This is a genomic window from Actinoplanes sp. NPDC051494 (assembly GCF_044454705.1).
Lineage (GTDB): Bacteria > Actinomycetota > Actinomycetes > Mycobacteriales > Micromonosporaceae > Actinoplanes.
The window spans coordinates 481773-494772 of sequence record NZ_JBITDZ010000001.1 but is presented as its reverse complement, the minus strand read 5'-3'; the positions used below and the strand labels follow the sequence as shown (position 1 = coordinate 494772).

10 protein-coding genes and 3 tRNA genes are annotated in these 13000 nt (G+C 73.0%); 6 read left to right on the top strand and 7 right to left on the bottom strand.

The window, feature by feature from the left end; genetic code table 11:
- Window positions 1-68: 68 nt before the first annotated feature.
- On the bottom strand, window positions 69-938 hold the full coding sequence (locus ACIA6A_RS02220) for a hypothetical protein (protein WP_396095551.1): 870 nt from the start codon (window positions 936-938) through the stop codon (window positions 69-71).
- 11 nt (window positions 939-949) lie between these two features.
- Window positions 950-1444 carry a SigE family RNA polymerase sigma factor gene (locus ACIA6A_RS02215; RefSeq protein ID WP_396095550.1) on the bottom strand — a complete coding sequence of 165 codons (495 nt, stop codon included), beginning with the start codon at window positions 1442-1444 and terminating at the stop codon, window positions 950-952.
- 147 nt (window positions 1445-1591) lie between these two features.
- On the opposite strand from ACIA6A_RS02215, the gene ACIA6A_RS02210 reads away from it, so the two are divergent.
- The 5 genes from ACIA6A_RS02210 to ACIA6A_RS02190 all read left to right on the top strand — a co-directional run bounded on the left by ACIA6A_RS02210 (window position 1592) and on the right by ACIA6A_RS02190 (window position 9133).
- Entirely contained in the window at window positions 1592-3067 is a 1476-nt protein-coding gene (locus ACIA6A_RS02210) for a protein kinase (protein ID WP_396095549.1), read from the top strand.
- Entirely contained in the window at window positions 3064-3840 is a 777-nt protein-coding gene (locus ACIA6A_RS02205; protein ID WP_396095548.1) for a hypothetical protein, read from the top strand. The genes ACIA6A_RS02210 and ACIA6A_RS02205 overlap by 4 nt, the downstream gene beginning before the upstream one ends.
- Window positions 3831-4418 carry a class F sortase gene (locus tag ACIA6A_RS02200; RefSeq protein ID WP_396095547.1) on the top strand — a complete coding sequence of 196 codons (588 nt, stop codon included), beginning with the start codon at window positions 3831-3833 and terminating at the stop codon, window positions 4416-4418. Before ACIA6A_RS02205 ends, ACIA6A_RS02200 begins: the two co-directional genes overlap by 10 nt.
- A 69-nt stretch (window positions 4419-4487) precedes the next feature.
- Window positions 4488-7274 carry an AAA family ATPase gene (locus ACIA6A_RS02195; protein ID WP_396095546.1) on the top strand — a complete coding sequence of 929 codons (2787 nt, stop codon included), beginning with the start codon at window positions 4488-4490 and terminating at the stop codon, window positions 7272-7274.
- Window positions 7275-7396: 122 nt separating this feature from the next.
- On the top strand, window positions 7397-9133 hold the full coding sequence (locus tag ACIA6A_RS02190; protein ID WP_396095545.1) for a heme peroxidase family protein: 1737 nt from the start codon (window positions 7397-7399) through the stop codon (window positions 9131-9133).
- An 869-nt stretch (window positions 9134-10002) separates the two neighbouring features.
- On the opposite strand, the gene ACIA6A_RS02185 is transcribed toward ACIA6A_RS02190, so the two are convergent.
- The 3 genes from ACIA6A_RS02185 to ACIA6A_RS02175 form a co-directional block, all read right to left on the bottom strand.
- Window positions 10003-10077: transfer RNA gene (locus ACIA6A_RS02185), tRNA-Val, on the bottom strand.
- 15 nt (window positions 10078-10092) lie between these two features.
- A tRNA-Cys gene (locus ACIA6A_RS02180) sits at window positions 10093-10163 on the bottom strand.
- Window positions 10164-10205: 42 nt separating this feature from the next.
- Window positions 10206-10277, bottom strand: a tRNA-Gly gene (locus tag ACIA6A_RS02175).
- A gap of 228 nt (window positions 10278-10505) precedes the next feature.
- Here ACIA6A_RS02175 and eis point away from each other — a divergent pair.
- Entirely contained in the window at window positions 10506-11693 is a 1188-nt protein-coding gene (eis, locus tag ACIA6A_RS02170; RefSeq protein ID WP_396095543.1) for an enhanced intracellular survival protein Eis, read from the top strand.
- Window positions 11694-11714: 21 nt separating this feature from the next.
- Here the strand turns inward: eis and ACIA6A_RS02165 are convergent, their stop codons facing one another.
- Both ACIA6A_RS02165 and ACIA6A_RS02160 read right to left on the bottom strand, forming a co-directional pair.
- Window positions 11715-12464: an FAD:protein FMN transferase gene (locus ACIA6A_RS02165; protein ID WP_396095542.1), complete on the bottom strand. Its 750-nt coding sequence runs from the start codon at window positions 12462-12464 to the stop codon at window positions 11715-11717.
- An 11-nt stretch (window positions 12465-12475) separates the two neighbouring features.
- On the bottom strand, window positions 12476-13000 hold the full coding sequence (locus ACIA6A_RS02160; RefSeq protein WP_396095541.1) for an FMN-binding protein: 525 nt from the start codon (window positions 12998-13000) through the stop codon (window positions 12476-12478).

Sequence of the window (13000 nt, the reverse complement as noted above, 5' to 3'; positions counted from 1 at the left end):
CGGTCGTCAGCCCGGCGCGGTGATCGGCATACCGCGACCGCGGCAGTGCGGCCGCGGTATGCCCCCGGTCAGCTCAGGTGGAAGCGGTCCTCGACCGCCAGGCCCGCGAGCTCCTGCTTGGTGAACGGCAGTTCTTCGAGCGGCACGAGGCCGGCGTTCCGGCCGCCGGTGGCCCGCTTGCCCTGGGCGACGAAGACCACGGTGCCGTCCGCGTGGCGATAGGCCGCCCAATGGGTGAAGTCGCCCGTGCTGTCCTGGCTCGTCACCACCCCCACCTCGGCCGGACCGACGGTGACGACCTCGCACGAGCCGCCCATGCCCCAGAACTTCTGGGCGAGGTCGCACGGCTCGGTGGGCATCTTGTTGTTCTTCGTGTGGACCTCGGCCAGGATGCGGCCGGTGCGGTCGTTCTTGCGGACCGCCGCGCCGGCCATGTACCCCCACACCGAACCGGTGTTGTCCTCCTCGACCGCGGCCTGGTGGCTCTGCAACGGGATGTCGTCGCTGGTCGTGCCGGTCGGGGTGCTCCAGCCGTCCGGGACCACCGCGAGAACCCCGGTGAGCAGCTTCCTGCCCTGGTCGTAGCGCTCGCCGGAGCGGGCGGTGGCGTCCTCCTGCGGCTGGCCGTCGCCGTCGAGCGGCCAGGCCGGCTTGGTGTTCTCACCCGCGTCGATCGGGGTGGGGGCGGCGGTGGGGGTGGCGGTGACCGCGGCGGGTGCGGCCGCCGGGCTGCCGCCGTCCGCGCCCAGGTGCAGCACGGACGGCACCGCGACCGTGCCGACGGCCACCAGGGCCACCGCGGCGCCGGCGCCGGTCAGGGTCGCGCGGCGGCGCACGTCGCGGCGCGCGGTCCGCAGCGCCGACGCCGACTCCATCGGGGGCGGCGGCGTGAGCGTCATGGTCGACCGCATCGCTTCGCGCAGTTCGTTCTCGTTCATGGTGCCTCTCCTCATTCGGCGGTGACGGGGTGGGGCACCAGGGCCCGCAGGGCGTCCAGGCCACGGGAGGCCTGACTCTTGACCGTGCCGGCGGTGCAGCCGAGGGCCGCGGCGGTCTCCTCGACCGACATGTCCTCCCAGTAGCGCAGGACGAGCACCGCCCGCTGCCGGGCCGGCACCGCGGCCAGCGCCTCGATCAGCATCAGCCGGTCGTCGGACGAACCCGCCGGGGCGGTCCGTTCCAGCGGCGCCTCCTGGGTCCGTTCGCGGCGCCACCACCCGCGGCGCCCGTCGTCGATGAAGGTCCGGATCAACACCTGCCGGACGTACGGGTCGAGCGCCTCGTGCCGGGCGACCCGGTGCCAGTGGCGGTACAGCTTGGTGAACGCGGTCTGGACCAGGTCCTCGGCACGATGCCAGTCCCCGCAGAGCAGGTACGCCGTTCCCCGCATGGCCCCCGAGCGGGCCGCGAAGTACTCGGCGAACGCCTCGTCGCGATCGCTCATCCTCACCCCTATCCGTTCAGTCCCGCTAAACACGAGGGCGGACCGCATCAAGGTTGCACGGGATCGCCACCAAGCCGGACGTGAGGCGGCTTCGAATCACCCGTCACAGCAGACAACTCGGGTGGGGGCGGTGCGATCGTGGTCGGCGTGGCTTCCGGGACCGGACCGATGACCGTGGCCGGGCGCTACCGGCTGGTCGAGGTGATCGGCACCGGTGGGATGGGACGGGTCTGGCGGGCGTACGACGAGCTGCTCGACCGCGAGGTGGCGGTCAAGGAGCACGCCGGCGACGAGCGGCTCAGCATCGAACGCGAGGCCCGGGCGGCGGCCCGGCTGGACCACCCGGCGGTGGTCCGGGTCTTCGACGTGGTGCGCACCACCGGGCGGTCGTGGATCGTCATGGAGTACGTGCCGTCGCGGTCCCTGCACGACGTCGTGACCGGCGACGACGGGCTGCTGTCGCACCGGGAGGCGGCCCGGGTCGGCCTGGCGCTGCTCGACGCGCTGCAGACCGCGCACCGGGCCGGGGTGCTGCACCTGGACGTGAAACCTCGCAACGTGCTGATCACGCCGGGCGGCCGGGTCGTGCTGACCGATTTCGGTCTCGCGACGGTCGGCCGGTCCGGTCCGGGCGCTCAGCTGGTCGGCTCGCCCAACTACATCGCGCCGGAGCGCCTCGACGGGCACGCCGCCGACGCCCGCACCGACCTGTGGTCGCTGGGGGCGACGCTGTACACCGCCGTCGAGGGCCACCCGCCGTTCGGCCGTCCCAGCGTCACCGCATCCCTGGCCGCGGTGCGCACCGACGCACCCGACGAGCCGCGCCGGCCGGGACCGTTGCACCCGGTCATCGCCGGTCTGCTGGTCAAGGATCCGGCGGCCCGGGCCACCGCCGCGGACACGCGGACGGCCCTGCACCTGCTCGCGCACCGCACGGTCGGTGTCGCGCCGGTGCCGGCCCCGGCCCGGGTCCGGCCCTGGAAGAAGATCATCGGTGGTCTGGCCCTCGCGGCGGTCGCGGTGACCTTCGCCGTACGCGGTGTGCAGCGCACCGAGGCCTCCCCGGGACCGGCCCCCGCCCCGTCCGTCAGCACCGCCGCGGCGCAGGTGGTCACCTCCACGGCGAAGGCTCCGATCTCCCTGCCCGAGGGCTGGCTGTGGCAGGTCGACCCGGCCGGGTTCCGGCTGCCCGTCCCGCGCGGCTGGGTGCGCGTGGTGGACGGCCCGACCGTGCGGTTCAGCAACGGTGACGGGACGTCGTCCTTCGCCGTGCGGCGGGTGCGCGATGCCCCGGATGATCCGCTCGGGTACTGGCAGGCGGCGGAGCGGGCCGCGCTGCAGACGGGGGCCCTGCCCGCGTACCGGAAGGTCAGTATGGGTGTGCTCCTGGTGACGGGCGGCGGAGCCGACTGGGAATTCTCGTGGCAGCCGCCGGACGGCCCCCGCCTGCACTCGCACCGGCTGCTGCTGCCCGGTCACGAACTCGCCTGGACCACCCGCGACCAGGACTGGACCATCAGCCTCGGTGTGCAACGCACCTTCCTGGACGGTTTCCGCGATCCCTCCGCGACCGCCTCGCCGTGGGCCGTCCCCGCCCCGGCCTCCCCAAGGAGAACCCCGTGAGAAGAACCCTGTTCGCCCTGCCCGTCGCCGTGGCGCTGCTCGTCGCGGTCCCCACCGCCGCCTACGCCGACGAGAGCGTCCGGGTGCGTCTCGACCCGCTCAACAACTCCGGCGCGTCGGGCACCGCGACCCTGACCGCGACCGCCACCGGTGACCTGGCCGTCAGCATCCGGTCGAAGGGTCTGGTGCCGAGATCCCCGCACGCGCAGCACCTGCACGGCTCCACCGCGGGGATGGACTTCCACTGCCCGGACGCCTCCGCCGACCTGGACGGCAACGGCTTCGTCAGCACCGAGGAAGGCATGCCGGTGTACGGCGACATCTTCGTCTCGCTGACCACCCGTGGTGACACCGGCAAGGCCAGCGGGCTCGCGGTGGACCGGATGCCGGTCGCCGACGCGCGGGGCAACCTGTCCTACGACCGGACGATTCCGGCCGCCGACCTGCCCGCCGGAACCCTGGACCACCTCAAGGACCTGCACGTGGTCGAGCACGGCATCGACGCCGACGGCAACGGCAAGTACGACATGGCGGGTCTCGGCGAGTCCACCCTCGCGAAGTCGGCCGGGCTGAGCGGCATCCCCGAGGAGGCCACCGACCCGGCGACGTGCGGCATGGTCACCGGGGCCGCGGCCGGGTCCGTCCCGGTCGGCGGCGTCGCGACGGGCGACGGCAGCACCCGTCGGGATCCTTCCACGGTGTACAACCTCGGTGGGCTGGCGCTGCTGGGCGCGGCGGTCGTCTTCGCCACCCGGCGCCGGCTGTGGCTGTGATCCGGCTGCTGCTCCTGGCCGTCCTGCTGGTGGCCGGGTGCAGCCCTGGCCCGGTCGCGTCGCCGTCGCCGGCCGCATCCCCGGCCGCATCCCCGGCCGCACCGTCGCTTGCCGACGAGACCGGCCCGGCGATGAGCACCTCGACGCCGACCCGGGTGTCGATCCCGGCGCTGGGGGTCTCCGTGCCGCTCGTCGGTCTGGGCCTGCGGGGCGACGGCAGCATGGAGGTGCCCGGCGACGCGGAGACCGTGGGCTGGTACACCAAGGCACCGACGCCCGGCGCGCTCGGACCGGCGGTGCTGGCCGGGCACGTCGACTTCAAGAAACGGCCGGGTACGTTCGCCCACCTGGCCGACCTGCGTGCCGGCGACCGGATCGTCGTCGACCGCGCGGACGGCAGCACCGCGACCTTCGGCGTCACCGAGGTCGGGCGGTACCCGAAAGACGAGTTCCCGACGGACGCGGTCTACGGCCCGATCGACGTGGCCGGTCTGCGCCTGATCACCTGCGGCGGCGACTTCGACCGCGCCGCCGGGCACTACGAGGACAACGTCGTCGCGTTCGCCACGCTGCGCTGAGCCCCGCGGTGTCCGAGATCTGCCAGCGAAACCCCTGGTCGGAGCCGCGACGGCGAGCCAACGTAGGGCATGCCCTTTCATCTCAGCCCGGGTGCCCGGCCGGTCGTCGGCCGGGCCGCGCAGCTGCGCCGGCTCGACCGGATGGTGGCCGGGCTCCGGGCCGGCGCGGGTGGGGCGGTGGTGCTCACCGGCGATCCCGGGGCCGGCAAGTCCACGGTGCTGAGCCGGGTCCTGGCCCGGGCGCGGGACTGCACCGTGCTCGCCACCTGCGGGCTCGAGTCGGAGGCCACGCTGCCGTTCGCCGCGCTGGGCGACCTGCTGCGCCCGGTGCTGACCGGGCTGGCGGATCTGCCCGCGCCGCAGGCCGACGCGCTGGGCGCGGCGCTCGCCCTGAGCCGGCCGACCGGGCCGCCCGAGCCGTACGCGATCCGCATCGCCGCCCTGACGCTGTTGACCGCCGCCGCCGAGCGCGAACCCGTGCTGGTGGTCGTGGACGACGCCGGCTGGATCGACCAGCCGTCGATGGCGGCGCTGCTGTTCGCCGCCCGGCGCATCGAGCACGACCGGGTGGCGATGCTGTTCGCGGTCCGGGATCCGTTGCCGGCCGGGTTCGCGGCGGCCGGGATCACGTCGCTACGCCTGGACGGGCTCAGCACCGAGGCCGCGGGCGAGCTCATGGACTCGCTGCGGCCGGGCCGCGTCCCGCCGGAGGTGCGGGCTGTGCTGTGGGCCGCCACCGGCGGAAACCCGCTCGCGCTGACCGAGCTCTGCTCGTCCCTCAGCGACGATCAGCTGGCCGGGACGGTGGCGCTGCCCGACCCGTTGCCGCTCGGCGCCGCGCTGCGGGACGCGTTCGCGGCCCGGCTGGCCCCGCTGCCCACCCCGACCAGGACCGCGCTGCTCACGGTCGCGCTCGCCGCGACCCCCGACACGGGCGCGCTCGCCGGCGCGCTGACGGCGCTCGGCACCGGGATCGACGCACTGACCGCCGCGGAAGGCCTGGTGGTGCGGCACGGCGGCCAGATCAGGCTCACCCATCCGCTGTTGCGCCCGGCGGTCCGGCACGCGGCGTCCGCGGCCGAGCGGCGCCGGGTCTACGCGGCGCTGGCCGCGTCCACGGTGGATGCCGCGGACGCCCGGGCCTGGTATCTGGCGGCCGAGGTGACCGGAACGGACGAGACCGCCGCCGACGCACTGGAGGCGGCCGCCGACGGGATGCGCCGCCGCGGCGGGCACCCGGCCGCCGCGCGGGCGATGCACCGCGCGGCGGAACTGACCGGGGACCCGCGGGCCCGGGTGCGCCGGCTCGTGGCGGCCGCCGCCGACGCCCAGGTGTGCGGCCACCTGCCGGAAGCGTCGAGCTGGCTCGGGGAGGCGCTGGCCGGGGCCGGGGACCCGGTGCTGCGGGCCGACGTCGCGCTCGCGTACGGCTGGGTGCTGAGCCGGTGCGGCGCGCCGGGCACCGCCCAGCGGGTCCTCACCCGGGCCGCGCGGCAGGTCCGGGGGATCGACCCGCGCCGGTCGGCCGCGCTGTGGTGCGCCGCGGTGAATCCGGCCCTGACCGAGGGCCGGGTGCACGACGCCGTCGAGCACGCCACCCGGGCGGTCGACCTGCTGACCGGGGCGGGGGAGACCGCGCCGCTGCCGCCCGCCCGGGTCCTGCTCGCCGAGGCACTCGTGGTGCGGGGCCGGGTCGGCGAGGGGCGCCGGCTGCTCGACGCCGAGCGGGCGTTCCTGGCCGGGCTCGATCCGCTGGACGACGCCGAGGACCTCGCCATGGTCGGCCTGACCCGGTTGTGGCTGGACCAGCCGGGCGAGGCCCGCGTGACGCTGGCCCGGGTCACCGAGGCCACCCGGCGGGCCGGCGCGCTCGGCCCGCTGTCCCGGTCGCTCGTCTTCACCGGCATGCTGCGCTACGTCACCGGCGACTGGCTGCTCGGGTACGCCGAGGCCGACGAGGGCCTGCGGCTGGCCCGGGAGCTGCGCGACGCGTCCACGACCGGGCTGGCCCTGACCGTGGTCGGGCGGTACGAGGCCGTACGGGGCCGGTTCGCCGACGCCGACGCGCACCTGGCGGAAGCGGGCCGCATCGCCGGGCCCACCGGCGTACCAGGGCTCACCGTCTTTCATGGGTCTGCCCTTGGCCTGCGGCATCTCGCGGCCGGCGCGCCCGGTGAAGCGGTGCCGTGCCTGGAAGCCGTGCGCGAGTTCGCGGACCGGGCCGGGCCGCGGAACCCGGCGCTGACGTCCTGGCCGGCCGACCTCGTCGAGGCCTACCAGGCGGCCGGGCGGCCCGGCCGGGCCCGGGAGCAGCTCGACGCCCTGGACCGGCCCGGGCACCCGGACGCGCTGCCCGGGCCCTCGGCGGCGGTGGCGGGCCGCCGGGCCGCGCTCGCCGACGACCCGGCCGAGGCACAGACGTGGTTCGGCCGGGCGATGGCGTTGTACGCCGAGCATCCGCAACCGTTCGAGTGGGCCCGCACCGCGCTCGCCCACGGCGACCGGCTGTCCCGGCTCGGCCGCCGCGACGAGGCGGTCCCGCTGCTGCTGGAGGCCATGACGATGTTCCGGCGGCTCGGCGCGGAACCGTTCCGCGTCCGGACCGCCGCGGTGCTGGCCACCGCGGGCGGGCGCTACGGCCCGGACCCGGCCGCCCAGCTCGCCCTGCTCACCCCCCGCGAGCTGCAGGTGGCCCGGGCGGTGGCGGACGGGCTCAGCAACCCGGAGGCGGCGGCCGCGCTGTTCGTGTCCCGCAAGACGGTCGAGACCCACCTGTCCAGCGCCTACCGCAAGCTCGGCGTGCGATCCCGGACCCAGCTGGTCCGCTATCTGGCCGGGTCTCAGGGAGCTCCCTGACGGCCGATCGGCCGGAGGGTGTGTCACCAATCCAGCAACCGGGGGAGCTCCCGGACGCGCGTGGCCCACCCACCCGGCGACGCTGACTGCCGTTCACCCGCAGAGGAAACAGGGGGCCGCACATGACACGCAGCGGTGAGGTACGCCGGATCATCACCGGCATGAGGCACGGCGGTCACGCGATCGCCGACAGCGCGCCGGCGGCCGCCGCACTCAGCGACCTCGGCTGGACCCGGCAGAGCGAGGTGGTCCAGGACCCGGCACTCGCGAACGCCGACCCGAAGGAATACCACGTCGGCACGACCGACTTCGACTACCTGTTCAAGGACCTCGTCGACAAGCCGGAGCAGCACCTGCCGGCCGGCAGCGACACCGAGATCACCGACACCGTCAAGGCGCTGAACGCGCTCGGCATCGCGATGATCGACCAGGAGCCCCCGCCGGACGACCGGAGCTCACCGATCCCGCCCATCTACACGTACTGGGGTCAGTTCCTCGACCACGACCTGACCGCCGCCACGGACAACGACAAGGTGATCAGCATCCGGGACGAACCGCTCCCGCCGCTGGCCCCGGGTCAGGTCAGGGAACTGCTCAAGAACCTCCGCAACCCGGCGCTCAACCTCGACTCCGTCTACGGCGACGGGCCGTTCGCGCCGCCGGAACCCGAGGGTTCCACCAGGATCGTCGTGCCGTACCAGGTCGGCGACCGTGCCAAGCTGGAGCTGGGCGAGGTCACCGTGGTGGCCGCCGGCGTGCTGATCCCACCGGAGAGCGACCTGGCCCGCGACCTGCCGCGCAAGGACAAGGTCCCGCAGGTCGGCGACGGCCGCAACGACGAGAACCTGATCGTCGCGCAGCTGCACGTGGCGTTCCTGCGCTTCCACAACGCGGCCGTCGACTGGGTCCGCGCCAACGAGCCGCAGCGCACCGGCGTGGGCGACGTGTTCACCCGGGCCCGGGACCTCACCCGCTGGACCTACCAGTGGCTCTGCGTCCACGACTTCCTGCGCACGGTCACCAACCCGGAGACGGTCGACAGCATCCTCAGCAACGACGGCGACGACCTGCTCGGGCTCACCGGGCGGCCCAAACCGTACGTCCCGCTCGAGTTCGCGGTCGCCGCCTACCGTTTCGGGCACAGCATGGTCCGCGGTGCCTACGACTGGAACCGCAACTTCGGCCGGCCCGGCAACGGCCCGCTGCCCACCGCGGCGTTCCGGCTGCTGTTCCTGTTCACCGGCCGGGGCGGCCTCGCCGGGCAGCCCACCCTGTCCAGCAACTGGGTCGCCGAGTGGGACCGGTTCGTCGACAAGAACAGCCTGTTCCCCGACCGGTTCGCCCGGCGCATCGACACCCACGTGGCGCTGCCGCTGAGCGACATGGTCAACGAGACCGCCGGCCAGGACCCGGCCGAGACACCCCCGGTCCAGGAGCTGCTGCGCAACCTGGCCCGGCGCAACCTGCTGCGTGGCTACCGGCTCGGCCTGCCGACCGGCCAGGCCGCCGCGGCGTCGCTCGGCCTCGCGGCCCTGACCGCCGAGGAGGTGGTCGGCCGGATCGACCCGGACGACGGTCCGACCGAACTGCAGAAAGTGCTGCAGACCAACGACTTCGAGACCCGTACGCCACTGTGGTTCTACGTCCTGCGCGAGGCCGAGGTCAAAGCCCAGGGCAACACGCTCGGCCCGGTCGGCAGCCGCATCGTGGCCGAGACCATCATCGGGCAGATCCGCTACGACCAGCGCTCCTACCTCAACCAGACCAGCTGGTCCCCGATCAACGGGGTCCGCCGCCCGGACGGCGGCACGGTCGACTCCATCGCCGACTTCCTGCGCTTCGCCGGCGTCCTGTCCTGACCCGCCCCCAGGGTTTCTCGCTCGGCCTCGCGGCGATCGCCGCCACCGGGCTCGCCACTCCGGCCTCCGCCGCCGGCGCTACCGATGGCTCGGCCCCCGGAGCAAACATGACAAGTCCCCTGGGGATTGGTGGGCGATACTGGGATCGATCCAGTGACCTCTCCCGTGTCAGCGAGGTCAAGGTCGATCCGCTACGTCGACAAATGGCTGTACGGCCTGCTAGCGGCGGTGGAGAACCGCCGGGTTTCGGCATCTCAGAGCCGCCGGGTCCCTTCCCCGCGGCCAGAAGGGACAGCGGGGCTGGCGACCCCATAACGCACCCCGGGTCCCGCCCATTACCGTGCGGACGACCCCGCTGTCTTGATCAGTATGCCGGTACAAGACGATGGTTTGTCCGTTCGGTAAGTCAGGAGCCGGGCCCGATCGAGCGTCGGCGGTCGTGAAAGACGCGCAGTTCAAGCGTCGGCCGCACGCAGTCAGCGTGCGGTTACCTGACCGCTGTTCGAACATGCCCGGGGAAAGCCGGGCATGCGGAATTTGTCCGGGACGCCGCTTTCAGGCCGACGGCAGCTACATCTCTTCGAGGAACCGGCGAAGGTCACCGGGGCTCGGCTTGTGATGACCGCCCGTCAGGGCCGGACAGCGCCTGATTGTTCGGCGTCCATCACACAGTTTGCGACAGAGCCTGCAGTTCGCGACCGTAGCCAGGACGGCCGAACGGCGAAGTCGCGACACCACGCCCGCACCAGTTCTGCCCGCCGCTCGACTGGACCGCGGGGCGGCCATCTTTATCGCGACTTTGACACCCGGGGTGTAGACACTCAGCAACAACAGAAGGCTCCATCCCGGGTGGGATGGAGCCTTCTAGCTGGTGGGCGATACTGGGATCGAACCAGTGACCTCTTCCGTGTCAGGGAAGCGCGCTCCCGCTGCGCCAATCGCCCTCGTTCTTGTTGCCGAGGTGGAGACGGGATTTGAACCCGTGTACACGGCTTTGCAGGCCGTTGCCTCGCCTCTCGGCCACTCCACCGAGCCTGGCCTCGACACAAACTGCTGTGTCGTGACCTCTCCGAGCGGACGACGGGATTCGAACCCGCGACCCTCACCTTGGCAAGGTGATGCGCTACCACTGCGCCACGTCCGCTTGACTTGCTGTACTTCTCGCTTGCCCCGCCGGGCTTCCCCGGCGACGGATGAAACATTAGCTTGTCCCGCCTCCCCTTGCCAAACCGGGGTCCCCTGGCGCGTCGTGCCGGGGGGAAAGCGCAGGTCAGGACGAGATGACCGGTTTGTGAGAGTCCGCGGCCCCGGGTTATCCACAGGCTGGAAATTCGGCGAGCGGGATGTGGGGGTCCCCGGGTTGGATGGGGCCATGCAGATCCGACAGATTTCCGCCGAGGAGCGGGTCGACCACATCTTCCCGCTCTCGACCTATGCGTTCTCGCCGTCGCCGTGGGCCGACTCGGATCGGGTGACCTATCTCAGCCGGGTGGGCTACTTCGCCACCGCCACCGGGCTCATCGCCGAGGAGGGCGGGCGGACGGTCGCCGCGGCCACCGCGTTGCCGATGCGGCAGAACGTGCGTGGGGTGGTCCGGGACATGGCCGGGGTGGCCGGTGTCGTCTCGCATCCTTCCGCCCGGCGCAAGGGGTTCGTCCGGCAGCTGGTGACCCGGCTGATCGGGCAGATGCGCGACGAGGGGTGTGCGGTCAGCGCCCTCTATCCGTTCCGGCCCTCGTTCTATGCCCGGCTGGGCTATGTCGGGGTGCCGCGGGTCCGCACCGCCACGTTCGCTCCCGAGGGGCTCTCGCACCTTCTCAAGGCCGACCTGCCGGGGGAGGTCGAGCGGCTGTCCATGGCGGAGGGCTTCGACGAGGTCAACGCGCTGACGTTGCGGATGCTGGGGGAGCGGCACGGCTTCTCGGTCTACGACGAGACCCGCACGGCGGATTTCCGGGAACGGGAGACCCAGTGGGTGGCGCTCGCCCGGTCCGGTGGCGAGGTCGTGGGCGCGGTGCTCTATCGCATCGACAGTTACGGCGGCGATCTGATCGCCCAGGATCTGCTGACGACCGGTCCGCTGGGGCGGGCGCTGCTGTTGCAGTATTTTGCCCGGCACGTCGACCAGGTGGGCCGGGTGACCGTCAAGATCGGCACCGACGAGGTGCCCGAGCTCTGGGGTACGGACTTCGCGGTGCTCACCGAGAGCCGGGTCGACTTCCCGTCGCACGGTGCCCCGATGGTGCGGCTGCTGACGATGCAGGCGCTGAACGGCCTGCACGCCGGCGCCGACGTCGGGGTGACCGTGGAGGTGACCGACGACGACCTGCTGGCCGGCCGCTACCGGCTCACCGGCGACGCGGGCACGCTGACGGTCGAGGAGACCAAGGACGATCCCCAGGCCACACTGACCTGCGCGGGCATCTCAGCGCTCGTCTACGGCGTCCTGGACCCGGTCGAGGTGGTCCTGCGAGGCTTCGGCCGCTTCGACGGCGACGCGATCGAAGCGCTGGGCGCGCTGTTCCCGAAGCGGATGCCCTACCTGTTCGTCGACTTCTGAGAGCGCCGACCTGGCGGTTTCCTAGACGGCGGTGGGGAGGCCAGGGGAGGTGAAGGCCCGGCCGTCGTCGGTGACCACCGCTGATTCGTAGCCGTCGGTGGTCAGTTTGGCCAGCCAGGTGATGCCGGGCGGGCCCATGGCCAGGGCCGCGGTGGCGTAGGCGTCGGCGAGGGCCAGGTCGGGGCCGGTGACGGTGACCGAGCGCAGGCCGCGGGCCGGGCCGCCGGTGCGGGGGTTGGTGACGTGGTCACCGCGTTCGTAGGTGCCTGACGTTGCCACGGCTCCGTCGCTGACCGGGAGGACCCAGCTGAGCTTGTCCGCCTCCCAGGGATGCCGGATGCCCACCCGCCAGGGGGCGCCCGCCGCGGTCCGTCCCCGGGCCCGGATGTCGCCGCCCGCGCTGATGCAGTGGTTGACCGAGCCGGCCTCGGCCAGGCGGGCCGAGGCGACCTCGACCGACCAGCCCTTGACGTAACCGCTCGGGTCGAGGGGGCCGCCCGCGTAGGCGTCGAAGTAGCCGTCCGTGAACCGCCACAGGTCGGCGCAGGCGTTCAGGACCAGGCGCAGGTCCGGGGAGCAGTCGTCGAGGGCGATCTCCTGGCGGCGGAAGCGGCAGACCTCGCTGTCCTCGCGATACGTGCTGAACCGCCCGTCCACCTCGTGCAGCCACCCGCACACGTCGCCGATCAGCTGCTGGAGCCTCGGTTCGGGCAGGTCGTCGGCCAGGTCGATGCTGACGACCGTGCCCATCACGTGTTCGGCGTGGCGCATGGGGGCGGACTCTACGCGCCGGCCTTGTCGAGGGCGGCCTGCAGCGACTTCACGTACGACTCGCTGGTGAACGTGGCTCCGGAGACGGCGTCGACGTCGGCGCTCTGAGCCTTGAGGGTCGACTGCTTCAGGGCGGTCACGGCCGGCGGGTTGATCGTGGCGCTGTCGGCCGTCGTCGGGTAGGTCGCCGTCGCGCCGGTGATCTTGCCGCCGGAGACGCGGATGGTGACCTGGACGGTGCCATAGGGGTTCTTGACGGCCGTGCCCTTGAAGTCACCGTTCTTGAGGCCACTGCCACCGGCCTCACCCGACGACTCGGACGAGCCCTTCTTGGAGGACGACGCCGTGGGCGACGCCGTGGGGGACCCCGTCGAGTCCGCGGACGGGTCGTCCAGGCCGGCGTCGAGGCCGGAACCGGCGAGGTCCACGGCGGGCGGCGCGGCCACGGTGGCCGGGGCGGTCACGCTCAGCCGGACCCCGATGATCAGGGCCGCTCCGGTGAGCGTTCCTACGGCTGCTGCGGTGCTGCGTCGCAT